This is a genomic window from Pseudomonas sp. GW823-FHT03E05 (assembly GCF_058796855.1).
This window is the reverse complement of record NZ_JBXAJB010000004.1, coordinates 660,462-686,791: the sequence shown is the minus strand read 5'-3', so window position 1 is coordinate 686,791 and position 26,330 is coordinate 660,462. Positions and strand designations below refer to the sequence as shown.

Genomic DNA, 26,330 nt, shown 5'->3' with positions numbered 1-26,330 from the left:
CCTAGTCCCGTCCTGGGACTTAAACAAGTCGCTGAGTGCGTCAAGCGATGTACGGGCAGATCGCTGGATCTGCCCGCGCAGGCGACGTCGGTTCAGGGACGATCAGGTCATGCAGAGAGCGTGGCGTGCACGTCGTCCATCAGTGCCTTGCCCATCTCTGCCAGGTAGTGTGCCGCCCAAGCATAGCGGTCGCACCGGGGCTCCATGGCCGCCTCCAGGGTGAATTGCTTTGCCGGATGCAACAGCGCCGAGGCATGTTCCAGGGCATCGCTGACCGGCACATCGGCATTCACGCGAAACAGCGGATGCGAGTGTTCGCCGCAGTGGGAAAAGCGGATTTCACCGAGGGTGGTCAGGGGCGATTGAGTGGTCATCGGGCACCTCCGGTTTTTTGTGACGGGAGGTAATGGAGAAACAGATTGCAGTAGCAGTTCATGGTCACGACTCCTTGATTCGAAGGACCGTCACCGTCTGCCGCCAAGCAGATCAGGGTGGCGGATTGCGCAGGATTGGCGGACCGGGAATCAAGGAACCGGCGAACCCGAAGGTTCTCCCACGCAACCCGCCATAACGCAGGTATGCGGGCGCAAAAAAAGCGCCCGCATGTGGGTGGGGCGCTGTTGCGCCTCGATTCTATCAGGCCGCCAAGCCTGTTCGCTGATTTTGCAGCGACGGTCGAACCATAGGTTTGAGTAGGGGGAGTCGCAACGGCATTACTGCGACATTTTGTGAACCAACCCTGTAGTCGCTGCCGCAGGCTGCGAACGACCGGAACGGTCGCAGCGATCTCCCAGGCGCCGAAGGCCCTTCGGTCCTTGTCGCAGCCTGCGGCAGCGGCTACAGAAAGCCCGGTTTCGCCATCTCACTGGTCGCCGCCCAACCCAGCCCCTGATACAGCGGCTTGCCAGCCTCGGTCGCATGCAGCACGGCAAAGCCCATCCCGCGCTGGCTGAACTCGGCCTCTGCCAGTTTCATCAGCGCCGAAGCCAGGCCGCGGCGCCGGTAGGCCGGTTCGACGTAGACGTTGAGCACGTAGCCGCGTTGATCCTGGGTCGGATGGGAAGGGTGGGGCGGCCAGTCGATGCTCATCAGGCCGATGCTGGCCACGCTCTGCTCGGCGTCCATCAGGGCGAAGCCGTAGTAGCGGCCGTCCTCCAGGCGTTCACGCAACCAGGGGCGAAAGTGCTCGGTCATCACTTGCAAGGTGGAGAGATCCTTACCCGCATCGAGAAACATCGCCTGGCGATGGCGGCAGATCAGTTCAAGGTCCTGGGGCGTCAGGCGGCGTGGGCTCAGGCCCGGGATATCAAGGTCGGCTGCAATCGTGTTCATCGTCGGTTCCTCGGTGGACAGGGACGATGCTAGGGCAGATCCAAAGGCCGGATCAGACACAGACCGCCGCAAAATCTTGCATACAGAGCCCTCGTTCACCGCCCACAAAAAAGGGCCAGCCTCACGGCCAGCCCTCGGGTTCATCCGATTACTCTCAATCCCCCAGCGCTTCCCCTTCGCGCCGCGGGTCGGCGCCGCCGGCCCAGGACGCCTTGCCCTGTGCATCACGCACGCGAACGATGGCCTGGGTGCCGCTGGTCATGTCGATCTCGTTTACCTCATGTCCCTGAGCTTGCAGTGCCTGCTTCAGGGCCGGGCTGAACTGGCCTTTCTCCAGTTCGGTCGGCCCGTTGCGGCTGCCGAAGTTGGGCAGGCCGACGGCGGCTTGCGGGTCCAGGTTCCAGTCGAGCATGCCGACCACCGACTTGGCCACGTACTCGATGATCTGCGAGCCGCCGGGGGAGCCGACGCTGGCCAGCAGTTCGCCGCTGGCACGGTCGAAGACCAGGGTTGGCGCCATGGACGAGCGCGGGCGCTTGCCCGGTTGGACGCGGTTGGCCACCGGCTGGCCGTTTTCCTCGGGAATGAACGAGAAGTCGGTCATCTGGTTGTTGAGCATGAAGCCCTGGACCATCAGGTGCGAGCCGAAGGCCGCTTCCACCGTGGTGGTCATCGATACGGCGCCGCCCAGGTCATCCACCGCCACCACTTGCGAGGTGGAGATGCGCATTGGCGAACGGTCCGGTGCATAGGCCACCTGGATGCCCTGGGGCTTGCCCGGTTCGGCCTTGCCCATGCTGCGCTCGCCAATCAGTGCGGCACGCTTGGCCAGGTAGTCCGGGGCGATCAGGCCGGCCACCGGCACAGGCACAAAGTCGCTGTCGGCCACGTACAGGCCACGGTCGGCATAGGCCAGGCGCTCGGCTTCGGCAATCAGGTGCACCGCTTGTGGCGCGGGCTCCAGGCCGGCGGGCAAGTTGGTTTTCTGCGGCTTGAGGTTGGCCAGGGTGTAGCGCGGGTCGCGCTGTTCCAGGGCCTGCAGGGTGCCGAGTATCTGCGCCACCGCCACGCCGCCAGAGGAGGGCGGCGGCATGCCGCACACCTGCCAGCGCTTGTAGTCGCTGCACAGCGGCGCGCGTTCCTTGGCGCGGTAGCCTTGCAGGTCGTTGAGCGACAGGCTGCCGGGGTTGGCGTGGCCCTGGACCTTCGCGACGATTTCCGCGGCCACCGGGCCCTTGTACAGGGCATCCGGGCCTTCCTCGGCGATGCGTTTGAGCACCGCTGCCAGTGGCGGGTTTTTCAGCAAGGTGCCCACGGCTTTCGGCGTGCCGTCGGCATTCAGGAAATACGTGGCCATGTCCGGCGAGCGTGCCAGGAAAGGATCGGCGCTGATCATGGTGTGCAGCCGTGGCGAAATGGCGAAGCCTTGCTCGGCCAGGCGGATCGCCGGTTCGAACAATTGCGCCCAGGGTAGGCGCCCGTGTTTCTGGTGGGCCATTTCCAGGGCCCGCAGCACGCCCGGGGTGCCGACCGAGCGTCCACCGATCTGCGCCTGGGGGAAGGCCATGGGCTTGCCGTCCGCTTGCAGGAAGAGCTTCTCGGTGGCGCCGGCCGGCGCGGTTTCCCGCCCGTCATAGGTGCGCACGGCCTTGCCGTCCCAGAGCACGATCATCGCGCCGCCGCCAATCCCCGAGGACTGCGGTTCCACCAGGGTCAGCACGGCCTGCATGGCAATCGCCGCGTCGATGGCCGAGCCGCCTTTGCGCAGCATTTCGCGCCCGGCCTCGGCGGCCAGCGGGTTGGCAGCGGCGGCCATGTGCTTGTCGGCATGGCGAGTCTGCATGTCGGTGCGGTAGCCCGAGGCGATTTCCGGGGCGGCAGGCAGAGCGTTGGAAGAAGGCGGGTTGTGGCAGGCGCCAAGGCTGAGGGCGGCAGCCAGCAGGCTGAGGCCGAGCAGTTGGCGGTGACGGGGAGGGAAGTTCGAGAACACGCGTTGAGCTCCGTTCACAGGGAAATGAGGGGTCGTCCGTGCGGGGGAATGTACAGCAGTGGCGCCGGCAGTTGGACCCGGATGTAGCCCTGGGCACGAGGCTGGAGTGGGCCATCTCCCCTGTACACAGGGTCGCAGGCAGTCTTTCACCCGGCCGTCGATTGATCTGAGTCAGGGCGGGAGGGGGGCGTTGGGTACAGGGTGAAACAAACTATAAGCCTGATGAGGGGACGTCATGCACCGTTGTAAGTGGTTACTTGTTTTCGGATTGCTGTTGGGGGGGGAGGTCAGGGGGGAAACGCCAAGCGAACCGATCCAGCCGGTACAGCCGGTGAAGATCACCGATGTGGCCAAGGTGGAGCTGGGCAAGCAGTTGTTCTTCGACCCGCGCCTGTCCAAGTCCGGTTTCATATCCTGCAACTCCTGCCACAACCTGAGCATGGGCGGCAGCGACAACCTGCCCACCTCCATTGGCCACAACTGGCACCAGGGGCCGATCAACTCGCCCACGGTGCTCAACTCCGGCATGAGCGTCGCGCAGTTCTGGGACGGCCGCGCGGCCACGCTTCAGGAACAGGCCGGTGGCCCCATCGCCAACCCGGGGGAGATGGGCTTCACCCATGACCTGGCGGTGGACGTGCTGCGTTCCATTCCCCAGTACCGGGCCTCCTTCAAGCAGGTCTACGGCGACGACGGCATCAAGTTTGACGACGTGACCAACGCCATCGCTGCGTTCGAAGAAACCCTGGTTACCCCCAATGCGCCGTTCGACCGCTGGCTCAAGGGCGACAAGGCGGCCATCAGCCCCACCGCGCTCAAGGGCTACCAACTGTTCAAGTCCATCGGCTGCGTGGCTTGCCACAACGGCGAGGCCGTGGGCGGTGGCTCATTCCAGAAGATGGGCATGATCGAGCCCTATGTCACCCAGAACCCGGCCCAGGGCGTGGCCGGGCTGACCGGCAAGGATGCCGACCGCATGCTGTTCAAGGTGCCGACCCTGCGCAACGTGGCGCTGACCTATCCCTACTTCCACGACGGCGCCTACTGGAAGCTGGAAGAGGCGGTGGACGTGATGGCCCGTCTGCAACTGGGACGCAAGCTGGGTACCGAGGAGGTCAGCCAGATCGTGGCCTTCCTTGAAACCCTGACCGGTGACCAGCCGGACTTCAAGCTGCCGATCCTGCCGCCGTCCTCGGCGCAGACACCGCGTCCGCAGCCGTTCAACTGAGCAAAAAAAAACCGCAGCCTGCTGCGGTTTTTCAAGCCCTACGTGCTGGGTCAGCCCTGCCTGGCCCCCGTGGCGCAATTGAACCGGTCATCGATGGGGGCTTGGCGAGCGGGTTCGAAGTAACCAGGTGTACGAGTGCTATCGGTGCGTTGCCAGCGTTGTGGGTAAGACAGCATCGAGTAGGGCGAGTGGTCCTTGAGCGTCTCGTAGTTCAAGGACAGGTCAATCTGCGCGGCGCCGTGAAGGAGGGGCCCTTCGATCGAAAGGACGGAGCCGGTCAGCCAGGTTCGCTCAGGGCTTTCCAGGTACCTGGGCGCGGTGATGCGCAGCCAGGTACGCCCGGCATCCTGGGAAAAGTACAGGCGCGGCAAGCCGGCCCCGCCCTTGCTGAAGCCCGGTCCTTGGGCAATCGGAATCACCAGGTAGTTGGAGTTGGCAGCATCGATCATCAAGTGCGAACCACGGCCATGCACGGTGATGCCGTTGAATGAGCCAAAGGGTGCAACCGGGGTGTGGATGCCGAGCCGGGTGTCGGTGTAGTGCACCATGTCGCCACTGCTGGCGATGACCGGCGAGGAACCGTTGCAGAGCTTGAAGGTGGTCCGGTCGATCTCGAAAAAGCGTGATGAGTCGATGCGGTAGATGACCCGGCCGGGCAGGTACTGGATCGGCTCGGGAGTGCTGCAGGCCCCAAGTACCCCGCACGAGATCAGCAACAGCAGCTTCCTTGCCCACATGAGAAAACGACTCCTTGTTCCTGCCTGAGTGCAGGGGCTGGCGTTTATGACATCCCTGGGGGCTTGGCGCAACACTGGCCATGGCGGGCCAGCGTTGCGCTGATGTTGCGACGCCCTGTCAGGGCTTCATCTGCCAGGCCGTCGAGCTGGCCGCGGCCTTGAACTTGGCCCGATTTTCAGGAGTGGCCGGCGGTTCGGAGTCGCCGAAGATCGCCTTCAGCCAATGGCCGTCGGTGGGGTTGGGGAAGAGGATGAACTTGCGGCCGAACTGCTCCTTGTCCTCGGTCATCAGGCTGCTGCGCTGCTTGACGTCGGCCACGTAGTACTTGCGTTTGAAGTCGTTGAGGTTGTCGCCCAGCATCAGCACCACGTTGTGGTCCTTGGCGATCTCCTGCTGCCGCGGCTCCTTGTTGGAGCTGTCGCGGTACACCGTCAGGTGCTGCTCATCGGCATAGGGCAGCTGGTTCTTGCGCAGGTTGGCCAGGGCGTATTCGTAGGTCTTTTCGCCCTGGTCGCGGCTGGTGACGTAAAAGACTTCGACGCCCTTGGACTGGGCGTACTTGAGGAACTCCACGGCGCCCGGGGTGGCTACCGGGCCATTGTCGGCGACCCATTTGTCCCAGGCCTCGTCGTCGAAGAACTCCTTGCCCGAATTGATCATGTAGCCCCAGTAGCTGTTGCTGCTGAGCACGGTGTCGTCAACGTCGCTGATGATCGCCAGTGGCCGGTCGCCGGCCTTGTGTTCCTGCAGGGCGCGGTCCAGTTGCAGACGGGCGATGTTGAAGCCCTGGTAGTACAGCGCCTCGAACTCTGCGGCGGTCTGCTTCCAGGCCACGGCGGCGGTCAGCAGGTTGGAGGGCGGGGTAGGAGCCTGCTCGGCGAAGGTCGAGGTACAGGTGATTGCCAGGAGCGAGAACAGCCAGGGAGCGACCGCGGTTCGGGTGATTTTTGTTTTCATTTTCGAGCCCTTGAAGTGAGGATTGCGCAGCTCTCACAAACACTGCCGGAGTGTTCTATCCCAGCCAGTGGCGGTGCTCAATGCGGGTGTCGCGTTTGTGGATCAATGCGGCGTAATCCCCGGTACTTTTTCGCGGGCATAAAAAAACGGCCTACCTTGCGGTAAGCCGTTTTTAGTACTTGGTGGCTACACAGGGACTTGAACCCCGGACCCCAGCATTATGAATGCTATGCTCTAACCAACTGAGCTATGTAGCCAAGTGGCGCGCATTATTCGCTCGGAACGACAATGCGTCAAGCGTTTTTATAAAAAAATTATCTACGCTATCAACCGTTTATCCCTTTCCCCCGAAAATCAGTGGCGATGGGCAGCGCTGGAACCAGCGGCTGGCCTGTTCGTAGGCGTGGGCCAATTGCAGGACGGCGAAGTCGGCCTGGTGCTTGCCGATGATCTGCAAGCCCATGGGCAGGCCGTTGGCGTTGAAGCCGGCCTGGACGCTGGCCACTGGGCAGCCGGACAAGGTGCCGGGAATCACCACCTCCATCCAGCGATGGTAGGTGTCCATGGCCACGCCTTCGATGCTGCGCGGCCAGGGGCTGTTCTTGTCGAAAGGGAAGACCTGGGCGCTGGGCAGCAGCAGGTAATCGAAGCGTTCGAACAGCCGGGAGATGGCGCGGTACCAGTCGCTACGAATCACTGAAGCTTCGAATACCTGACTGGCGGAGAGCTTGAGGCCGTTCTCCACTTCCCAGATGGCCTCGTCCTTGAGCTGTGTGCGTTTCTGTGGATCGGCATAGGTGCTGCCCAGGGACCCGGCGACCATCCAGTGGCGCAGGGTGCGCCAACTGCTCCACAGGCGTTCGGGGGCGAAGTCGGGGCTGGCCGGTTCTACGCTGCAGCCCAGGCTGCGGAAATCGCCCAAGGCCTTTTCGCAGAGCTCCAGCAGGCCTTTTTCCATTGGCAGGTAACCGTTGAAGTTCCCCAGCCAACCCAGGCGCGTGCCCTTGAAGTCGCGCTCCAGTGGGGCAGCGAAGCCCTGGCCGGATTCGGCGATGGACAGCGGCGCCCGTGCATCGCCGCCGGCCTGTACGGACAGCAGCAGGGCCGCGTCGCGCACGCTGCGGGCCATGGGGCCTTCGTAGCCGAGCTGGTCGATGAACAGGTCGCTGCTGTCGTCGAAGGGCACCCGGCCCTGGGACGGGCGGAAGCCGAAGATGTTGTTGAAGGCCGCCGGGTTGCGCAGCGAGCCCATCATGTCGCTGCCGTCGGCCACCGGCACCAGGTGCAGGGCCAGGGCGGCGGCGGCGCCACCACTGCTGCCGCCGGCGGTCTTGCTCGGGTCATAGGCACAGCCGGTGGCGCCGAACAGCGGGTTGTAGGTCTGGGAGCCGAGGCCGAACTCCGGGGTGTTGCTCTTGCCGATCAGGATCGCACCGGCAGCCTTGATCCGTTCCACCATGATGCCGTCGCGCTCGGGGATGAAATCCCGGTACAGCGGCGAACCCAGGGTGGTGCGGATGCCCTGGGTCAGGGACAGGTCCTTGATCGCGTGGGGCAGGCCGTGCATCCAGCCGCGATATTCGCCACGGGCCAGTTCGGCGTCGCGCCGGTCGGCCTCGGCCAGCAGGGCTTCGGCCGGTTGCAGGCTGACCAGGGCATTGACCAGGGGGTTGTAGTGCTCGATGTGGGCAAGGTAGGTCTGCATCACTTCCCGGCAGGAAACCTGACGCAGGCGGATACGCTCGGCGAGTTCATGGGCCTGAAGCAGGACCAGTTCGCTGGGGGGCTTGGCGATCATGGCAGGAGGGCCTTTCAAACGGCTTTAGAAACGCCCCGGCATCCAGACCGGGGCGGCAAGTCAACACTGCTCAGCGCATCAGGTTGGTCCACAGGCGGTCGGCAAGGCGGATTGCGCCTTCGCCGCAGGTCTGGCTGAAGACCACCTTGGTGCCCTCGGGAATGTGCAGCTCGGGAGCATCCTTCAACCCGGCGTCGAGGAAGGGTTCGACGCCCTTGATCGGGCTCTGGTGCTTGAGGAAATTCTGGGTCATGGCGGCGTTCTCAGGCTGGCTGAGGAAGGCGATGAAGGCCTTGGCGTTTGCCGGGTTCTTGCTGCCCTTGGGGATGACCATGTTGTCCACCCAGGCCAGCACGCCCTCTTTCGGGTAGAGGTACTTCAGGCCGGGCTTCATTTCCCGGGCGCGCATCGACGATCCGCCCCAGAACATCGACATGTCGATTTCCCCGGCCGCCAGGTTCTCGCGGATCGCCCCGGCCTTGGAGCTGTAGGTCTTGACGAAGGGCTTCTGCGCCTTGAGCAGGCCAAGGATCTGCTGCATCTGCTTGGGGTCTTCGCTGCACAGCGGAATGTTCAGGTACAGGCTGGCCATGTCGATCACTTCGCTCACCGAGTCGAACATGTTGATCCGCCCCTGCAGCTCCGCTGGCGGCTCGTAGAGCACCTTGTAACTGTCGCTCGGGCCTTTGTAGCGTTCGCCGTTGAGCACCACGCTGGTGGTGCCCCAGATGAAGGGCACCGAGTAGGCGCCTTCCGGGTCCCAGGTCGGGTTCTTCAGGTTGTCGACCACGCTGGCGTAATAGGGCTGCTTGGCCGGGTCGAAGCGCTCCAGCAACTGCTCCTTGATCAGGATCGGGATGAACTGGTGGGAGGGGATCGCCACGTCATAACCGGTGCCGCCCTGTTTCAGCTTGGCCAGCAGGGTTTCGTTGGAATCGTAGGAGTCCACCGTGACCTCGATACCGGTCTGCTTCTGGAACTTGGCGAGAATTTCCGGCGAAAAGTAGCCGCTCCAGCTTACGACGTTGAGTTTCTCGGCGGCCTGCACCGCCAGTGGCAGGCTCAGCAACAACGAGGTACCCAGGCTTGCGATCAACTTGCTCATGTCATTTCCCCAAGGTCAGTGGAAGGTTCAAGCGTGTTTCTTGCTCAGCAGATAAGAGAAGCTGACGAACAGCACCGAGACGCCGAGGATCAGCGTCGACACGGCGTTGACGTCGGGTGTCACGCCCATGCGCAACAGGCCGAAGATGAAGATCGGCAGGGTGGTGGTGCCGGCCTGGGACACCATCATCGAGATCACGAAGTTATCCAGGGAGACAATGAAGGCCAGCATCAGCCCGGAGACGATCCCCGGCATCAGCAGCGGCAGAGTCACCTTGCGAAAGGTGCGCCAGGGGCCGGCGTACAGGTCCGCCGCGGCGTGTTCCAGGGACAGGTCCATGTCGTTGAGGCGGGCGCGGATCGGCAAATAGGCGAAGGGGATGCAGAACACCGTGTGGGCGATGATCAGGTTGCCGTAGCCCAGGGACAGCCCCAGGGTGGAGAACAGCGCCAGGGTGGCCACGCCGACGACGATTTCCGGCAGCACCAGGGGCAGCATGATGGCGCCCATGGACAGTTGCAGGCCCTTGAACTTCGCCCCGCGTGAGGTGCCCAGGGCCGCCAGGGTGGCGATGGCGGTGGCCGCCATGCTGGCGCACACGGCGATCAGCAGGCTGTTGCCTGCCGCCTGGCGCAGGGCCTGGTTGGCGAACGCCGCGCGGTACCAGTCGAGGCTGAAGCCGCTCCACACCGTGGCCGACTGGTTGGCGTTGAAGGAGAACACCACCAGCACCAGGATCGGCGCGTAGAGGTACAGGTAGAACAGGAAGCTGAAACCGCCGAAGCCGGGAAAGTCCTGGACACCGAGGCCGTTGCGCTTGAACAGGCGGATCATCATGCACCCTCCTGAAGGGTTTTCTGGCGCTGGGCGCGCAGGGCGTAGACGGTCAGTACCAGCATCACCGCGGCCATCAGCACCAGCGACAGGGCGGCGCCGAAGGGCCAGTTACGGGCATCGCTGAACTGCCGGAAGATCAGGTTGCCAAGCATCATCCGGGTGCCGCCGCCCAGCAGTTCGGGGGCGATCATGGCGCCCAGGCAGGGCACGAAAGTCAGGATCGCCCCGGCGAAAATTCCCGGCTTGGCAATGGGCAGCACCACCTTGCGCAGGGTCCGAATGCGTCCGGCGTAGAGGTCCTGGGCCGCTTCCAGCAGGCGGGTGTCCATTTTCTCCAGCGTGGCGTAGATCGGCAGCACCACGAAGGGCGCGTAGGTGTAGACCAGCCCCAGCAGCACCGCACCGTCGGTGTAGAGCAACTGCAACGGCTCGTGGATGACCCCCAGGCCCATCAGGCTGTTGTTGATCACCCCGGTGTTGCGCAGCAGCAGGATCCAGGCGTAGGTGCGGATCAGCAGGTTGGCCCAGAACGGCACGGTGATCAGGAAGATCAGCAGGCCGCGGCGCCGCACTGGCTGCATGGCCAGCCACACCGCTACCGGAAAACCGATCAGCAGGGTGATCACCGTGGTCAGCCCGGCGATGCCGATCGAGCGCAGGGCGATCAGCAGGTAGGAGTCGGCGAAGGCCAGGCTGTCGTCCAGTTGCCGTTCGAACAGCAGGGAGGTGTAGGCGTCGCTGCTGAAGACCTTGTTCACCCCGCCGTAGGGGTTGGCTTCCATCAACGAATAGCCGATGACGATAAGGATCGGCACGATCAGGAACAGGCCGATGGCCACCAGGGCCGGGCTGACTCCGAGAAAGCTGCGCAAGGCTTTGCGCCGTTCCAGATGATGGGAAATCGATGAGGCGTGCATGGCAAATCCTCGTGGTCAATCCAGCAGGACGCTGGCGCTGCCGCGTTCGAACACCAGCCCGGCACTGCTGCCTACGGCCAGGCGCTGGTTGTGCTCAACGCTGTTGGGCGTGCGCACCGTCAGGCGTGTGCCGTCGCCGAGGCTGACCTGGTACTGCAGGTCGGTGCCCAGGTAGATCTGGGTTTCGATCCGGCAGGGCAAGGCGCCGTCAGTGGCAGCGCTGCACAAATGCAGGCGCTCGGGGCGTACCGACAGCGTCACTTGCTGGCCCACTTGCACCTCTTTGCAGGGTTGTGCCGGCAAGGCTTGTCCGGCGGGGCCGCTGAACCAGGCCAGGCCTGCTTCGATGCGGCTGACGGTGGCCTGGATGAAGTTGGTTTCACCGATGAAGTCGGCGACGAAGCGATTGCGCGGCTGCTCGTAGATTTCTTCCGGGCGACCCACCTGTTGCACTTCGCCTTCGGAGAGCACGGCGATGCGGTCGGACAGGGTCAGGGCTTCTTCCTGGTCGTGGGTGACGAAGATGAAGGTGATACCGGTCTTGGCCTGGATGGCCTTGAGTTCTTCGCGCATGGCCTGGCGCAGCTTGAGGTCCAGGGCCGACAGCGGCTCGTCCAGCAGCAGTACCTTGGGGTGGGGGGCCAGGGCTCGGGCCAGGGCGATGCGTTGCTGCTGGCCGCCGGACAGCTGGTTGGGCTTGCGCGCCGCAAAGCGCTCCATCTGCACCAGGGCCAGCATCTCGCGCACCCGCTCGGCGATCTGCGCCTTGCTCAATACCTGGCCCATAGGGCGCGATTCCAGGCCGAAGGCCAGGTTCTCGGCCAGGGTCATGTGGGGGAACAGTGCGTAATGCTGGAACACCGTGTTCACCGGGCGCTCGAAGGGCGGCCGGTCGGCGATGTTCTCGCCATAGAGAAGGATCTCGCCCTGGGTCGGGAACTCGAACCCGGCGATCATCCGCAAGAGGGTGGTCTTGCCACAGCCCGAGGGGCCGAGAAGGGTGAAGAATTCGTTGTCGCGGATATCCAGGTCGATGTTCTTCAGGGCCACCGGGCCGCTGTGTGGATCGCCGTAGACCTTGCGCACTGAACGGATGGACACCGCCAGCGTTTGCAGCGCATGCAGGGCATTCATGCCTTACCTCCGATTCCCCCATGAGCTGTCGTGCAGGCCATGGATCTTGTTTTTCTTGGGCAGGATCGAAATGTGTCGGGTGCGTGGAAAGCTTGTCTTTGCAGGCTTTGCGCGGGTTTTACCGGGTTCTGCTGGGGCTGATTATCAGTGAGGGGTTGCGGGGGCGAAACATCAATTTTAACATACCGGCTGTTAAAAAATTTAATAGCAAGAGGCGGGCGAAATCATGATCGAGCAGCGTTTGCCACCGTTGAATGCAGTGCGTGCTTTTGATGCCGCCGCCCGTCTTGGCAGCTATGTCGAAGCCTCAAGGGCCTTGCATGTGACCCAGCCGGCCATTGGCCGCCACGTGAAGCTGCTGGAGGACTGGCTCGGGGTGCAGCTGTTCGAGCGCACGTCCCGCGGCGTGAACCTGACCCCGGCGGGGGAGAAGTACCACCGCAAGATCGCCGCCGCCCTGCAACTGATCATCGAGGCCGGGCGCGAGGTACAGCCCAGGGCCGCCGAGCGCTGGCTGCGGATCATGGTCGTGCCGGGGTTTGCCAAGCGCTGGCTGACCCCGCGCCTGGAGGCGCTGCGCCACGTGCGCCCGGGCCTGAAGTTCGCCATCGAGCCGAACTCGACCTTTAGCGAAGTGGATGCCAAGAGCAGCGACCTGGGGATCGCCTACGGCCTGGACGGGCAATACGCCGAGTCCCGGGTCAGCCTGATCTGCCCCCGGGTGTTTCCCATCTGCACCCCGGCCTACCTGGCCAGTATCGAGGCGATTCGCGAGCCGGCGGACCTGGCCCGTCATGAGTTGATCCACTTCGATGACGGCGAGTGGTGGAACATGTGGTTCGCCGCCAATGGCCTGGATATCCAGCTCACGTCCGACCTGATCTACGTGAACAACGACCATGCGCTGTCGGTGGCGGAAAGCGGCGGTGGTATTGCCCTGGCCAACGAAGTGCTGGTGCGCGAGGAGCTCAAGGCCGGCACCCTGGTGCGGGTGCTGGAAGACCAGGTGCAGCTGGAAAGCTACCGGGTGCTGACCCCGGCCAGCGAGTGGTCGGAGGACGTGGAATGGTTTATCCAGTGGCTCAAGGCCGAGCTGGAAGCGGATTTCCCCGAGGCGCGAATCGGGGTTCGTTAGCAAGCTAATGGGATGGCGCGACTGCACCGAAAAATGGCACATTGACGCACCTGCCCCTGTGCACCCACCCGTTGTACGGAAAATCCTATGGCTAGCAGCAACTCCCCGAGCGTCGCCGCGACGGCTTCCCCGGCTTCGCAAAGCAGTCCCCTGGTCCTGCGCATCATTGGTGCGGTGGCCCTGGCGCACCTGATCAACGACTTGATCCAGGCAGTGCTGCCGGCGATCTACCCGATGCTCAAGGACAGCTACGGCCTGACCTTCACCCAGGTCGGCCTGATTACCCTGACCTTCCAGCTGACCGCGTCGCTGTTGCAGCCCTGGGTCGGCTACTACACCGACCGCCGGCCTCAACCATTCCTGCTGCCGGCGGGAATGATCTGCACCCTGATCGGCATCCTGATGATGTCCCAGGTCGGCAGCTTTCCCTTGATCCTGCTGGCAGCAGCATTGATCGGCATTGGCTCCTCGACCTTCCATCCGGAGGCTTCGCGGGTCGCGCGGCTGGCCTCGGGCGGGCGCTATGGCCTGGCCCAGTCGAGCTTTCAGGTCGGCGGCAATGCCGGCACCGCCTTCGGCCCCTTGCTGGCTGCGGCCATCATCATTCCCTACGGCCAGGGCAATGTGGCCTGGTTCGGCCTGTTCGCGCTGTTTGCCCTGGTGGTGCTGTATGCCATCAGCCGCTGGTATGCCAACCACCTGCGCCTGTACAAGCTCAAGCAGGGCCAGGCGGCGACTCACGGCCTGTCCAGGAACCGGGTGATCAGCGCCCTGGTGGTCCTTGGGCTGCTGGTGTTTTCCAAGTATTTCTACATGGCCAGCTTCACCAGCTACTTCACCTTCTACCTGATCGAGAAATTCGACCTGTCGGTGGCCAGCTCGCAACTGCATCTGTTCCTGTTCCTGGGAGCCGTGGCGGCGGGAACCTTCTTCGGCGGCCCGATCGGCGACAAGATCGGGCGCAAGGCAGTGATCTGGTTCTCGATCCTCGGGGTGGCGCCGTTCACTCTGTTGCTGCCCCATGTCGACCTGTTCTGGACCAGCGTCCTGAGCGTGGTGATCGGTTTTATCCTGGCCTCGGCATTCTCCGCCATCGTGGTGTACGCCCAGGAACTGGTGCCGGGCAACGTTGGCATGATCGCCGGGGTGTTCTTCGGCCTGATGTTCGGTTTTGGCGGGATCGGTGCGGCGCTGCTGGGGCACCTGGCGGACATTCATGGCATCGAGTATGTGTACTACCTGTGCTCGTTCCTGCCGCTGTTCGGGGTGCTGGCGATCTTCCTGCCGCGTACCCGCAAAGCCTGATGGCTTGAGGCGTGCTGGCGATAGAACGCCCGGGGTTCTGGCCCCGGGCTTTTTTTTGCCTGGGCTTCAGCCGCCCTGGCGGGTGTGCCCGGTGCCTTGGCGAAAGGCGTTGGGTGTCTGGCCGCCGAGGCGCTTGAAGAAGCGGGAAAAGTAGGTGGGGTCGCTGAAGCCCAGGTTGTCCGAGAGCTGGCTGATGCTGATGTTGGTGTAGATCAGGTTGCGCTTGGCCTCCAGCATCAGGCGCTGGTGGATGATCTGCAACGCGGTCTGCCCGGCCAGTTCCCGGCACAGGGTATTGAGGTGCACGCTGGACAGGCCGATGCGATGGGCCAGGGCTTCCACCGTCGGGTGCTCCTGGTAATGCTGCTCCACCAGCTTGATGAAGTGCCCCAGCAGTTGCTGGTTGCGCTCGCTGCGGTTGCTGGGCGTCACGTTCTGCTGGCGTCGGCGGCTGATCCACACCAGCAGTACGTTGACCAGCGAATGCAGCAGCAGGTCCCGCGCCGAGGCGCTGCCTTCGTATTCCTCCAGCAAGGTCTTGAACAGGCTGTTGAGGCGCTGCCGGTCACGGCCCACCGGGTAGCGCCCGGCCGCGGCCAGGACCGCCAGCGGCGCCCCCAGCTGGCTTTCCAGCTGGGCCACCAGCGGCGCACCCAGGGTCAGCACGTAGCCCTCGATGTTCTCGGAAAACTGAAAGCCGTGGACCATCAGCGGCGGCACCACCTGGATGGTTGCTTCGCGCACGTCCTCGCGGCGCCCTTCGACTTCCACCAGGGCCTGTCCGCTTTGCACATAGAGCAGTTGATACAGGTCGGCGTGGCGGTGCGGCTTGATCTCCCAGTGGTGCAGGCTGCTGCGCTTGGGGATGGATTCACAGTGCAGCAGGTCCGGAGTCGGCCAGGCCTGGTTTTCGCCGTAGAGCTTGAATACGGGGATGCTGGAGCGACTGGCTTTCATCGGGCGCGGCCCTGGGGGTGAAGGATTGGAATGCTCGATAATCGAACGCTGTTTTCAAAAGTGCATTTTTACGGCGGTTAATCACCATTTTTTGCGATTTTTGTCGGCAAAAATGCAGGGGTACAACAATAACCATAAATTCCGGATTTCGCCTGCACGGTGACTGGAATGCCCTTATGAGACGACAACAATGAAAACTCAGGTTGCGATTATCGGCGCCGGACCTTCCGGCCTTCTGCTGGGCCAACTGCTGCACAAGGCCGGCATCGACACCGTGATTGTCGAGCGCCAGACCCCGGACTACGTGCTGGGCCGCATCCGTGCCGGTGTGCTGGAGCAGGGCACCGTGGACATGCTGCGCGAGGCCGGTGTGGCCCGCCGCATGGACGCTGAAGGCCTGGTCCATGAAGGGGTGGAGCTGCTGATGGGCGGCAAGCGCGTGCGTATCGACCTCAAGGCCCTGACCGGCGGCAAGACGGTGATGGTGTATGGCCAGACCGAAGTCACCCGCGACCTGATGGAGGCCCGCGCTGCCTGCGCAGCGCCGATCATCTATTCGGCGGACAAGGTGCAGCCCCATGATATGAAGGGCGCGCAGCCCTATATCACCTATGAAAAAGACGGCCAGCTGCAGCGCATCGACTGCGATTACATTGCCGGCTGCGACGGTTTTCATGGTGTGGCACGCAAGAGCATCCCCGAAGACGTGCTGACCCACTACGAGCGCGAATACCCCTTCGGCTGGCTGGGGCTGCTGTCCGATACCCCACCGGTCAATCACGAACTGATCTATGGGCAGCATGAACGTGGTTTCGTGCTGTGCAGCCAGCGCTCCCTGACCCGCAGCCGCTACTACCTGCAAGTGCCGCTGAGCGACAAGGTCGAGGACTGGTCCGACGAGCGCTTCTGGAACGAGCTCAAGGCCCGTCTGCCAGAAGAGGTGGCGGCTGACCTGGTGACCGGGCCAGCGCTGGAGAAAAGCATCGCGCCGCTGCGCAGCTATGTGGTGGAGCCCATGCAGTACGGCAAGCTGTTCCTGGTGGGGGACGCGGCCCATATCGTTCCGCCTACCGGTGCCAAGGGCCTGAACCTGGCGGCCTCCGATGTGTGCTACCTGTACCGGATCCTGGTCAAGGTCTACCGCGAAGGGCGTACCGAGCTGCTGGAAAAGTATTCCGAACTGGCCTTGCGCCGGGTGTGGAAGGGCGAACGCTTCAGCTGGTTCATGACCAATCTGCTGCACGACTTCGGCGACCGGCAGGATGCCTGGGACCACAAGATGCAGCAGGCCGATCGTGAATATTTCCTCAACTCCCACGCTGGCCTGGTGAACATTGCCGAGAACTATGTGGGCCTGCCTTACGAAGAAATCTGCTGAGCCCACGACCCTGAAGCGACCCGCATGCAGTGGGCCGTTTCAGGGCACTGCCTGCAACGGGCGACAAGCCGTAATGTAACAGTGCGGAAACATTCCTATTTATAAATGATATTCATTAGCATTACACTCCGATCCCTCTCTCCCTTGATGCACCATCCGGGTGCATTGAATCGACAAGGATCGTTTGTAATGAAAGTCAGCTCCTGCCTGTTCAATTCGCTTCTGCTCAGCGCCGGTGTCGGCCTGCTGGCCCCGCTGGCGCAGGCCGGCGATGCGGTTGAAGAGGCCAAGCCTGCATCGTTGGAACTGGATACCGCCTTTGTCACGGCTACTGGCGGTGCCACGGATCTCAAGGATGCCCCGGCCAGTGTCAGCGTCATCACCCGCGAGGAAATCGAGCGCCAGCCGGTCTATGACCTCAATACCCTGCTGCGCCGGGTGCCGGGGGTGACCGGTGGTTTCGGCCCGGTGGGCGAGCAGTCGAAGATCAAGCTGCGGGGGCTGGACGACAAGTACACGCTGATCCTGGTGGATGGCAAGCGGGTCGGCAGTTCCGCGGACCTGAGTTATCGCCGCGACCTGGCGCGCCAGGACCTGAACTGGATCTCGCCGAACATGATCGAGCGCATCGAGATCGTCCGCGGGCCTATGTCGTCGCTGTATGGTTCGGACGCCATGGGCGGGGTGATCAATATCATCACCCGCAAGGTCTCGCGGACCTGGACCGGCTCGGCCAGCACCAATATCACCGTGCCCAAGGATTCCGACCGCGGCCAGACCACTCAGTACAGCGTGAATGCGGCAGGTCCGCTGACGGAGTCCCTGGGGCTGCGCCTGGGGGCCAACGTCACGCGTCGGGCTGCGGATGAGGTAGAGGCGCGGCGCGATGCCCAGGGCGATTTCATGTACGACGATGGCGCGGGCGGCTCCAAGGATCAGAGCGTGAATGCACTGCTGGACTGGCAGATCAACCAGGAGCAGAGCCTGTCCTTCGAGGCGGTGCATGGCGTTGAGCATTCCTGGGCATCAAAGAAGACCTTTGGTGACTGGAACGAGACCGTTGGTGGCGCCTTCGGCCCCAGCCGCCTGACCCGCGACAGCTACATTCTGTCCCATACCGGCGACTGGAGCTTTGGTACCTCGAAGCTCGATGCCTACCTGAACAAGTACCGCAACGACCTTGACCTGGGCAAAGCCAACTCGGAAGAGAAGATCGTCGAGGGCAGCCTGAATATTCCCTTCCAATTGCTGTTGGACCAGCGCCTGACGGTGGGCGGGCAATGGAAGCGTGAAGAGCTGACCAACACCGATACCCTGGGCACGGTACCTGTGGATTATCAGGGCGCGCCGGTCAGTGGCTCGACCTTGAAGGGCGATTACTCGGCGGCCTTTATCGAGGATGAATTGTTCCTGCTGGACAACCTGTCCCTGACCCTGGGCAACCGCTTCGACCACAGCGACAAGTACGGTAACCACAACAGCCCGCGGGCGTATGTGGTCTATCACCCGCACCCGGACTGGACCGTGCGTGGCGGTGTTTCCAAGGGTTTTCGTGCGCCAAGCCTGAAGGAGGGCAGTGCGGGGGCGGCTACCGAATCCGCAGGCCGGGGCTGTGGTTCGTTGCGGCCGTTGGGCTATGTCACTGGTAGTTGCTGGATGGCGGGCAATCCGAACCTGACACCGGAAACCAGCACCAACAAGGAAATCGGCCTTTCGTTCGACCACGATGGCTGGGAAGCGGGCCTGACCTACTTCCACACCGATTTCACCGACAAGATCGAATACGGCCCGTTGGGCCAGTACCAGGGCCGCTGGTGGACCATGCTGGAAAACATCGACAAGGCCCGTACCCGTGGCTGGGAAGGCACCGCCCGGGTGCCGCTGGGCGACTCCGTGAACTGGCGCACCAACGCCACCTACATGCTGGAAAGCAAGAACCTGTCCACCGGCGAGGATTTGATCAGTTCACCCAAACTGTCGGCATTCAGTGCGCTGGACTGGCAGGTCACCGACCGTCTGAGCACCGAGCTTTCGGCTCAGCACGTCGGCAAGCAGCGGGGCCTGGGCAATGATTTCGTGCAGTCCTACACCACCTACGACCTGACGGCGAACCTGGAGCTGACCAAGTGGCTGACCCTGAATGGCGGCGTGCAGAACCTGCTGGATAAAGACCTGCGGGATGGATCGACCAACTTCTATGTGCCCGGACGGGCGTTCTTCGCGGGGGCGACCACTTACTTCTGAGGCCGCTGGATGTAGCGGGGGGAATCAGCCCCATTGCCAGGCAATGGGGCTGAAGGGGCATTACACGTTGAAGCGGAAGTGCATCACGTCGCCGTCCTTGACGATGTATTCCTTGCCTTCCAGGCGCCATTTACCGGCTTCCTTGGCTCCGGCTTCACCCTTGAACTGGATGAAGTCGTTGTAGGCGATGACTTCGGCGCGGATGAAGCCTTTTTCGAAGTCGGTGTGGATCACCGCGGCGGCTTGGGGCGCGGTAGCACCGACACGCACGGTCCAGGCGCGAACTTCCTTCACACCTGCGGTGAAGTAGGTCTGCAGGTTGAGCATTTCGTAGCCGGCGCGGATCACCCGGTTCAGGCCGGGCTCTTCCAGGCCCAGGGCCTCGAGGAACATGTCCTTTTCTTCGCCGTCATCGAGCTCGGCGATTTCCGCCTCGATCTTGTTGCACACCGGTACCACGATCGCGCCTTCTTCCTCGGCAATGGCCTTGACCACGTCCAGCAGGGGGTTGTTCTCGAAGCCGTCTTCGGCAACGTTGGCGATGTACATCACCGGCTTGGTGGTCAGCAGGTGGAAGCCACGGATGATCAGCTTCTCGTCGGCGCTCATGTCCTTCATCAGGCTGCGGGCCGGCTTGCCTTCGGTGAAGTGGGCGATCAACTGCTCCAGCAGGGCTTTCTGGGCCACGGCATCCTTGTCACCGCCCTTGGCGTTGCGGGCGACTTTCTGCAACTGTTTTTCGCAGCTGTCGAGGTCGGCGAAGATCAGTTCCAGGTCGATGATTTCGATGTCGCGCTTGGGGTCGACGCTGTTGGACACGTGGATCACGTTGTCGTCTTCGAAGCAGCGGACCACATGGGCGATGGCGTCGGTTTCGCGGATGTTGGCCAGGAACTTGTTGCCCAGGCCTTCACCTTTCGAAGCACCGGCCACCAGGCCGGCGATGTCGACGAACTCCATGGTGGTGGGCAGCACGCGCTCGGGCACGACGATGGCGGCCAGGGCGTCCAGGCGCGGGTCGGGCATCGGCACGATACCGCTGTTGGGCTCGATGGTGCAGAAGGGGAAGTTCTCGGCCGCGATCCCGGATTTGGTCAGGGCGTTGAACAGGGTGGACTTGCCGACGTTAGGCAGGCCGACGATGCCGCAATTGAATCCCATGGTGTATTCCCCGAGGAGTAGAGTCAGGCCTTCTGGCTGTGCAGGTTTTTCATCGCGCGGTTCCATTCACCGGCGAAGATATCCGGCAGCACGCCGAGGGCAAAATCGATGCTGGCATCGAGTTTTTCCTGTTCGGCGCGTGGCGCACGACCCAGGACAAAGTTTGAAACCATACTGGCAACGCCCGGATGGCCGATGCCGAGCCGCAGGCGGTGAAAGGTATTCTGATTACCGAGCTGCGCGATGATGTCCCGCAGTCCGTTGTGCCCGCCATGGCCGCCGCCGGTCTTGAGCTTGGCGACGCCTGGCGGCAAGTCGAGTTCGTCGTGGGCCACCAGGATCTCTTCCGGCTTGATGCGGAAGAAGCCGGCAAGCGCCGCCACGGCCTGGCCGCTGCGGTTCATGTAGGTGGTGGGAATCAACAGACGAATGTCCTGACCCTGGTGACTGAAGCGCCCGGTCAGGCCGAAATACTTGCGATCGGCGACAAGGTTGATCCCTTGTTTTTCGGCGATGCGCTCAACAAAAAGGGCCCCTGCGTTATGCCGGGTCTGTTCGTATTCGGTGCCTGGATTACCCAGGCCAACGATCAGTTTGATGGCAGTCACGATAGGGGCCCTTCTTTGGAGTGGTGGATGACATCGCCGCAACCGGTGCTACGGCGAAAGTGGACGACAAGAGCTGGGTTGCCTTGCGGCAAACTTCGCGTTCTCGCCCGCTTTCTCGCTACGTTCCAGTCCGCGATGTACTCCGCTTAACTCCCGCGTCAGAGTGAATTACTCTGCAGCGCCTTCTGCAGCTTCTGGAGCAACACGTGGAGCGTGGACGTTGGCTACTGCCAGGTCGTTGCCGTGTGCCAGGGCCACGAATTCAACGCCTTTAGGGGCCTTGATGTCGGACAGGTGAACAATGGTGCCGATTTCAGCGTCAGCCAGGTCGACTTCGATGAACTCAGGCAGGTCTTTGGGCAGGCAGGAAACTTCGATTTCCGCGATTACGTGCGAGATCTCGCCGCCTTTCTTGACCGGAGCAGCTTCGTTGATGAAGTGCACTGGAACGATGGCGGTCAGTTTCTGACCAGCAACCACGCGAACGAAGTCAGCGTGCATCACGTGGCCTTTGGCCGGGTGACGTTGCAGGGCCTTGATCACGACGTTCTGCTTGGTGCCACCAACGTTCAGTTCGATGATGTGGCTGTAGGCAGCTTCGTTTTCCAGCAGCTTGGCAACTTCTTTGGCCAGCATGCTGATGGATTCAGGGGCTTTGTCGCCACCGTAAACTACAGCTGGAACCAGGCTTGCGAGACGACGCAGGCGGCGGCTCGCACCTTTCCCCAGGTCGGAACGCACTTCAGCATTCAGAGTAAAATCGTTCATGTTGTATCTCCAAAATAACCACACTCGCCCCAGCGTTTGCGACCAGCGCTAAAGGCGATATGGGCAAAAAAGCCCCGTCCCAACACAGGTTGGGACGGGGCGCTTTTCGTCATCGGGATGTTCTGCCAGGGACGGGCCCTAGCGGAACATCGCGCTGATCGATTCTTCGTTGCTGATACGGCGAACCGCCTCGGCAACTACCGGTGCGATATCCAGTTGACGGATACGCGCACAGGCTTGTGCTGCAGCGGACAGCGGGATGGTGTTGGTCACCACCAGCTCGTCCAGCACGGAATTTTCAATGTTCTCGATGGCCCGACCCGACAGCACAGGGTGTGTGCAGTAGGCAAAGACCTTGGCTGCGCCATGCTCTTTCAGGGCCTTGGCCGCGTGGCACAGGGTGCCGGCGGTATCGACCATGTCATCGACCAGAATGCAGGTGCGTCCTTCGACGTCGCCGATGATATGCATCACTTCGGAGTGATTGGCTTTCTCACGACGCTTGTCGATGATCCCGAGATCAACGCCCAGGGACTTGGCCACGGCACGTGCACGCACGACGCCGCCAATGTCCGGGGACACGATCATCAGGTTTTCGAAACGCTGATCTTCGATGTCATCCACCAGAACCGGGGAGCCGTAGATGTTATCTACCGGAATATCGAAGAAGCCCTGAATCTGGTCAGCATGCAGATCAACCGTGAGAACACGGTCGATGCCGACTACGGTGAGCATGTCAGCGACGACTTTCGCGCTGATAGCCACACGTGCGGAACGCGGACGGCGATCCTGACGGGCATAACCAAAATAAGGAATAACAGCAGTGATACGAGTCGCTGAGGAACGGCGGAAGGCGTCGGCCATCACCACGAGTTCCATCAGGTTATCGTTGGTCGGAGCGCAAGTCGGCTGAATAATGAAGACGTCTTTACCGCGGACATTTTCATTGATCTCGGCAGTAATTTCGCCGTCGGAAAATTTTCCAACAGAGATGTCACCGAGAGGGATATGCAGCTGACGTACGACACGCCGAGCCAGATCGGGGTTAGCGTTCCCCGTAAAGACCATCATCTTGGACACGCGCAGTACCTGAAGGCTGAGGGTATACCTGGATGAGTATAGGAAAATGGCAGGGGCGGCTGGATTCGAACCAACGCATGGCAGGATCAAAACCTGCTGCCTTACCGCTTGGCGACGCCCCTGTATCTGTTGCTTCGAATGCCTGGCACTCGGTTCCTTTAGAGCAGACTTTGCAGCTTGCGATGCAACATCGAAACGTTGCTTCCTTTGGCTACAAACCCTGTAAGGGTCTCTGTAAGAAGGGCCGAGACTTTATCAGCTTCAGCTTTGCTTGGGAAGCCCCCAAACACACAACTTCCAGTTCCAGTCAGTTTTGCTTCGGTAAATTTACCTAGCAAATTCAATGCGTTACGTACTTCTGGATAACGCCTTGCGACTACCGGAAGGCAGTCGTTTCTGCTGTTTCCCTTGGGAACGGGGCGCACTTTAATGGGCGCGGTGTTCCGTGTCAACAAAGGATCTGAAAAAATTTCTGCTGTACTAACAGACACTTGCGGGACCAGTACCAGATACCAGGGTTCTTCGGGATATTCAGGGGTCAGTTTTTCCCCCACACCTTCGGCGAAGGCAGCATGCCCGCGTACGAAAACCGGAACATCGGCGCCCAGGGTCAGCCCCAGTGCAGCCAGTCGGTCTTCGTCCCAGCCCAGTTGCCACAAGTGATTGAGGCCCAGCAGGGTGGTGGCGGCATTCGAACTGCCGCCGCCGATGCCGCCGCCCATGGGCAGGACCTTGTCGATCCAGATGTCGATGCCCTGGGTGCAGCCCGATTGTTCCTGGAGTTTCTTCGCCGCCTTGACGATCAGGTTGCTGTCGTGGGGCACGCCTTCGAACGCGGTGTGCAGGCGAATCACGCCGTCATCGCGCAGGGCGAAAGTGATTTCATCGCCGTAGTCGAGAAACTGGAACAGGGTCTGCAGCTCGTGATAGCCATCTTCACGGCGACCGAGGATGTGCAGCATCAGATTGAGTTTGGCCGGGGAGGGCAGGGTCAGTTTTTCCACGGACATTTCATTGCCCCAGCTTGCGCGGCAGCCATTCCTTGATCACCAGGGTGACATCAAGGTCGCTGCCGTGCAGTTTGATCCGCTCGGGCAGCCAATAGCCGTTCTGCTGCGAGTAGCTGCTGTATTCCACCTGCCAGCCATCTTGCTCCAGGCTCGCCAGATGGCTGTCGCCGTCCAGGGTCAGGCGGCTTTTGCTGTCGGGCGCGGGCAGGCCGCGAACCCACCAGGCCAGGTGCGAGACCGGCAGCTTCCAGCCCAGCTGTTCTTCCAGCAGGGTTTCCGGGCTTGCGGATTCATAGCGACCCTGGTTGGCCACTTCCAGGCTGACCTGGCCGGGACGACCGGTGAGTCGTGCGGCGCCACGGCCCAGCGGGCCTGACAGGCGGATGTCGTAGTAGTCCTGGCGTTGCAGCCAGAACAGCGTGCCGCTGCCGGAATCCTTGGGGGCACGAATGCCGATCTTGCCGTTGATCTGCCAGCCGTCGAGGCCGGTCAGTTGATCCTTGTGCAAGCGCCATTGCGCAGGGTTGCCCTGGCCCTGGACGGACTCGCGGGCACCGAAGCCGGCGCAGCCGGCCAGCAGGGCGATAAAGCTGAAAACGATAAAGTGGCGCAAAAACATGGTCTTAAAGAGTCTCTGATCCGGTCAGGCGTTTGATGGTGCCGCGTAGCACGGGGCTGTCGGGCTGATCCTTGAGGAACTTGCTCCAGATCTGCTTGGCCTCGCGCTGCTTGCCGTTGTTCCACAGCACTTCACCCAGGTGCGCCGCCACTTCCTGATCGGGGAAGCGTTCCAGGGCCTGGCGCAGCAGGCGTTCGGCTTCGTCCAGGTTGCCCAGGCGGAAATTCACCCAGCCCAGGCTGTCGAGGACGGCCGGGTCTTCCGGAGTCAGCTGGTGGGCTTGCTCGATCAGGGTCTTGGCTTCGGCATAGCGTGTAGTGCGGTCAGACAAGGTGTAGCCCAGGGCGTTCAATGCCATGGCATTGTCCGGTTCGCGCTGGATGATCAGGCGCAGATCCTTTTCCATCTGCGCCAGGTCATTGCGTTTTTCCGCCTGCATGGCGCGGGTGTACAGCAGGTTCATGTCGTCGGGGTATTGCTGCAGGGCCTGCTGGATGACTTTCCAGGCGCGCTCGCCCTGGTTGTTCGCCGACAGGGTCTCGACTTCGATCAGGTACAGCTGGATGGCGTAGTCGGGTTGGGCATCGCGGGCCGCCACCAGGCGTTTTTGCGCCTCGTCGGTGCGGCCGTTGTTCATCAGGATATCGGCCTGGCGCAACTGTGCGGGCAGGTAGTCATTGCCCGGGCCGACCTGGCCGTATTCGATCAAGGCCCCTTGCGGGTCGTTGAGCTCTTCGGCGATCCGGCCCAGGTTCAGGTGCGCGGAGTCTTCGTGGCTTTCACGGGCAATCAGGTCTTCCAGGTAGCCCTTGGCTTCTTCCCAGGCCTTGGCCTCCAGGCAGACGAGTGCCAGTGAATAGCGCAGTTCGTCATCTTCCGGATATTGCTGGACCAGACTGGAGAACTGGGTCTTGGCATCCTCCATGCGGTCCTGCTCCACCAGCATGCGGGCGTAGGTCAGGCGCAGGCGCTTGTCGTCCGGGTACTTGCGAATGCTTTTTTCCAGCAGCGGCAGGGCTTCTTTACCCCGGTTCAGGCTTTGCAGCAGGCGGGCGCGCAGCAGCAATGGCGCAACTTCACCGTCTTCCGGTGGGTTCTGTTCCAGCAGGGCCAGGGCTTCCTTGGCGTCGCCGTCCTGTTGCATGAGCAAGGCCTTGCCGAAAATCAACTGGCTGTTGTGCGGGTGTTTCTGCAGCAGGCGGTCGAAGCTTTTCATCAGGCCGTTGCGCGTGTCCTGGTCGGTATCGGCTGCGGACAGGGCAAGAAAGTCGAAGTGGGTATCGCCCTTGCCTTGCAGGACCTTCTCCATATAGACCATCGAGTCGTCATAGCGCCCGGCCCGGGCCAGCTGGATCGCGGCGGCTCGCTGCGCTTCCAGGTCGTCGGGGGCGTTTTTCGCCCAGATCAGCGATGTGTCCAGGGCAGCCTGGTCGGCGCCCAGGTATTCGGCGATGCGAAAGGCCCGCTCGGAGATGCCCGGATCCTGGGTGTTGATGGCCTGGGTCACGTAGTTGTCCAGGGCAATGTCGAAACGATTGCGCTGGCCCGCGAGTTCAGCGCTCAGCAGGCTGAAGACGGTGTCTTCGCTGAACGAGGAATAGACCTTGGGCTTTTCAGGGGCGGAGGTGCTGTCTTCCACCGGCGACGTAGCGTCCGATGAAACGGGTGCCAGAGATTGGCAACCGCTGAGGAAGACAAAGGCGAGGAGCAACGCGGAAGATCTATTCATATAGGAAGAGGGCGACTAACCTGCGGTCGGATCATCATGACACAAGCCTTCGGCCAAACATAACCGAGACTCAACGGGATGCCAGAACAGAGGCAGTCTATTAGTTTCTGCGCGAAAACTGCCTGCGCTTCGACCATGCTGCGCGCTGGGCGGCCTTGGCGCTACGCAGAAACAGGCTCGGAATGCTCATTTAGGCTCCTAAACTCCGCTTCCTCGCCTGTTTTCGCCTTGCCTGATCTTCGCTCGGCGAGTTTTGGCACAAAACTAGGACAATAGTCGGCGGTAGTTGTTCTGAGTCGG

General features: G+C 62.2%; 23 protein-coding genes and 2 tRNA genes. 5 read left to right on the top strand and 20 right to left on the bottom strand.

The genetic code is table 11. The features are described from left to right. Positions 1–107: 107 nt before the first annotated feature. The 3 genes from AC1RCO_RS20120 to ggt all read right to left on the bottom strand — a co-directional run bounded on the left by AC1RCO_RS20120 (position 108) and on the right by ggt (position 3,322). Positions 108–374: a DUF3077 domain-containing protein gene (locus AC1RCO_RS20120; RefSeq protein WP_065365178.1), complete on the bottom strand. Its 267-nt coding sequence runs from the start codon at positions 372–374 to the stop codon at positions 108–110. Between the two features lie 463 nt (positions 375–837). Then, entirely contained in the window at positions 838–1,332 is a 495-nt protein-coding gene (locus AC1RCO_RS20115; RefSeq protein ID WP_065365179.1) for a GNAT family N-acetyltransferase, read from the bottom strand. A gap of 154 nt (positions 1,333–1,486) precedes the next feature. Then, the gene (gene ggt, locus AC1RCO_RS20110) at positions 1,487–3,322 is read right to left on the bottom strand and encodes a gamma-glutamyltransferase (RefSeq protein ID WP_492617977.1); all 1,836 of its coding nucleotides are present in this window, start codon (positions 3,320–3,322) and stop codon (positions 1,487–1,489) included. Positions 3,323–3,557: 235 nt separating this feature from the next. Here ggt and AC1RCO_RS20105 point away from each other — a divergent pair, with 235 nt between their 5' ends. Beyond that, a complete protein-coding gene (locus AC1RCO_RS20105; protein WP_125063673.1) occupies positions 3,558–4,550 on the top strand; it encodes a cytochrome-c peroxidase in 993 nt (330 codons plus the stop codon). Between the two features lie 50 nt (positions 4,551–4,600). Here AC1RCO_RS20105 and AC1RCO_RS20100 read toward each other — a convergent pair whose 3' ends face one another. From AC1RCO_RS20100 to AC1RCO_RS20065, 8 genes are all read right to left on the bottom strand, one after another. Further along, positions 4,601–5,287 carry a T6SS immunity protein Tli3 family protein gene (locus tag AC1RCO_RS20100; protein WP_053160028.1) on the bottom strand — a complete coding sequence of 229 codons (687 nt, stop codon included), beginning with the start codon at positions 5,285–5,287 and terminating at the stop codon, positions 4,601–4,603. A 118-nt stretch (positions 5,288–5,405) separates the two neighbouring features. Next, positions 5,406–6,245: a 5'-nucleotidase, lipoprotein e(P4) family gene (locus AC1RCO_RS20095; protein ID WP_123431424.1), complete on the bottom strand. Its 840-nt coding sequence runs from the start codon at positions 6,243–6,245 to the stop codon at positions 5,406–5,408. 180 nt (positions 6,246–6,425) lie between these two features. Beyond that, a tRNA-Met gene (locus AC1RCO_RS20090) sits at positions 6,426–6,502 on the bottom strand. Positions 6,503–6,579: 77 nt separating this feature from the next. Beyond that, the gene (locus tag AC1RCO_RS20085; RefSeq protein WP_492617976.1) at positions 6,580–8,043 is read right to left on the bottom strand and encodes an amidase; all 1,464 of its coding nucleotides are present in this window, start codon (positions 8,041–8,043) and stop codon (positions 6,580–6,582) included. A 70-nt stretch (positions 8,044–8,113) separates the two neighbouring features. Then, the gene (locus AC1RCO_RS20080; RefSeq protein WP_011063422.1) at positions 8,114–9,148 is read right to left on the bottom strand and encodes an ABC transporter substrate-binding protein; all 1,035 of its coding nucleotides are present in this window, start codon (positions 9,146–9,148) and stop codon (positions 8,114–8,116) included. Positions 9,149–9,175: 27 nt separating this feature from the next. After that, positions 9,176–9,985 carry an ABC transporter permease gene (locus tag AC1RCO_RS20075; protein ID WP_065365185.1) on the bottom strand — a complete coding sequence of 270 codons (810 nt, stop codon included), beginning with the start codon at positions 9,983–9,985 and terminating at the stop codon, positions 9,176–9,178. Beyond that, positions 9,982–10,902, bottom strand: coding sequence for an ABC transporter permease (locus AC1RCO_RS20070; RefSeq protein WP_065365186.1), 921 nt, complete (start codon positions 10,900–10,902; stop codon positions 9,982–9,984). Before AC1RCO_RS20070 ends, AC1RCO_RS20075 begins: the two co-directional genes overlap by 4 nt. Positions 10,903–10,917: 15 nt before the next feature. Next, positions 10,918–12,036, bottom strand: a complete 1,119-nt coding sequence (locus AC1RCO_RS20065; RefSeq protein WP_125063676.1) for an ABC transporter ATP-binding protein — start codon at positions 12,034–12,036, stop codon at positions 10,918–10,920. A 226-nt stretch (positions 12,037–12,262) separates the two neighbouring features. On the opposite strand from AC1RCO_RS20065, the gene AC1RCO_RS20060 reads away from it, so the two are divergent. Continuing rightward, entirely contained in the window at positions 12,263–13,171 is a 909-nt protein-coding gene (locus AC1RCO_RS20060; protein WP_262211825.1) for a LysR substrate-binding domain-containing protein, read from the top strand. A gap of 87 nt (positions 13,172–13,258) precedes the next feature. After that, positions 13,259–14,476: an MFS transporter gene (locus AC1RCO_RS20055; protein WP_011063417.1), complete on the top strand. Its 1,218-nt coding sequence runs from the start codon at positions 13,259–13,261 to the stop codon at positions 14,474–14,476. A 66-nt stretch (positions 14,477–14,542) separates the two neighbouring features. Here the strand turns inward: AC1RCO_RS20055 and AC1RCO_RS20050 are convergent, their stop codons facing one another. Further along, positions 14,543–15,433 carry a helix-turn-helix domain-containing protein gene (locus AC1RCO_RS20050; RefSeq protein ID WP_015636982.1) on the bottom strand — a complete coding sequence of 297 codons (891 nt, stop codon included), beginning with the start codon at positions 15,431–15,433 and terminating at the stop codon, positions 14,543–14,545. A 190-nt stretch (positions 15,434–15,623) separates the two neighbouring features. Here AC1RCO_RS20050 and pobA point away from each other — a divergent pair, with 190 nt between their 5' ends. Next, the gene (gene pobA, locus AC1RCO_RS20045; protein WP_011063415.1) at positions 15,624–16,811 is read left to right on the top strand and encodes a 4-hydroxybenzoate 3-monooxygenase; all 1,188 of its coding nucleotides are present in this window, start codon (positions 15,624–15,626) and stop codon (positions 16,809–16,811) included. Positions 16,812–17,000: 189 nt separating this feature from the next. After that, positions 17,001–19,055, top strand: a complete 2,055-nt coding sequence (locus AC1RCO_RS20040; RefSeq protein ID WP_492617975.1) for a TonB-dependent receptor domain-containing protein — start codon at positions 17,001–17,003, stop codon at positions 19,053–19,055. Between the two features lie 60 nt (positions 19,056–19,115). Here AC1RCO_RS20040 and ychF read toward each other — a convergent pair whose 3' ends face one another. The 8 genes from ychF to AC1RCO_RS20000 form a co-directional block, all read right to left on the bottom strand. Next, a complete protein-coding gene (gene ychF, locus AC1RCO_RS20035) occupies positions 19,116–20,216 on the bottom strand; it encodes a redox-regulated ATPase YchF (protein ID WP_152686428.1) in 1,101 nt (366 codons plus the stop codon). Positions 20,217–20,239: 23 nt separating this feature from the next. Beyond that, positions 20,240–20,824 (bottom strand): aminoacyl-tRNA hydrolase, encoded by a 585-nt coding sequence (pth, locus tag AC1RCO_RS20030; protein ID WP_011063412.1) that lies wholly within the window; start codon positions 20,822–20,824, stop codon positions 20,240–20,242. Positions 20,825–20,992: 168 nt separating this feature from the next. Further along, complete coding sequence (locus AC1RCO_RS20025) at positions 20,993–21,592, bottom strand: 50S ribosomal protein L25/general stress protein Ctc (protein ID WP_011063411.1); 600 nt, start codon at positions 21,590–21,592, stop codon at positions 20,993–20,995. Between the two features lie 138 nt (positions 21,593–21,730). Further along, entirely contained in the window at positions 21,731–22,672 is a 942-nt protein-coding gene (locus AC1RCO_RS20020; RefSeq protein WP_003171603.1) for a ribose-phosphate pyrophosphokinase, read from the bottom strand. A gap of 47 nt (positions 22,673–22,719) precedes the next feature. Beyond that, positions 22,720–22,794: transfer RNA gene (locus AC1RCO_RS20015), tRNA-Gln, on the bottom strand. Positions 22,795–22,830: 36 nt separating this feature from the next. Then, positions 22,831–23,682 carry a 4-(cytidine 5'-diphospho)-2-C-methyl-D-erythritol kinase gene (gene ispE / locus AC1RCO_RS20010; protein WP_019095036.1) on the bottom strand — a complete coding sequence of 284 codons (852 nt, stop codon included), beginning with the start codon at positions 23,680–23,682 and terminating at the stop codon, positions 22,831–22,833. Between the two features lies 1 nt (position 23,683). Beyond that, positions 23,684–24,301 carry a lipoprotein insertase outer membrane protein LolB gene (gene lolB / locus AC1RCO_RS20005; protein ID WP_019095037.1) on the bottom strand — a complete coding sequence of 206 codons (618 nt, stop codon included), beginning with the start codon at positions 24,299–24,301 and terminating at the stop codon, positions 23,684–23,686. A 4-nt stretch (positions 24,302–24,305) separates the two neighbouring features. Beyond that, positions 24,306–26,030 carry a tetratricopeptide repeat protein gene (locus AC1RCO_RS20000; protein ID WP_011063408.1) on the bottom strand — a complete coding sequence of 575 codons (1,725 nt, stop codon included), beginning with the start codon at positions 26,028–26,030 and terminating at the stop codon, positions 24,306–24,308. Positions 26,031–26,330: the final 300 nt, after the last annotated feature.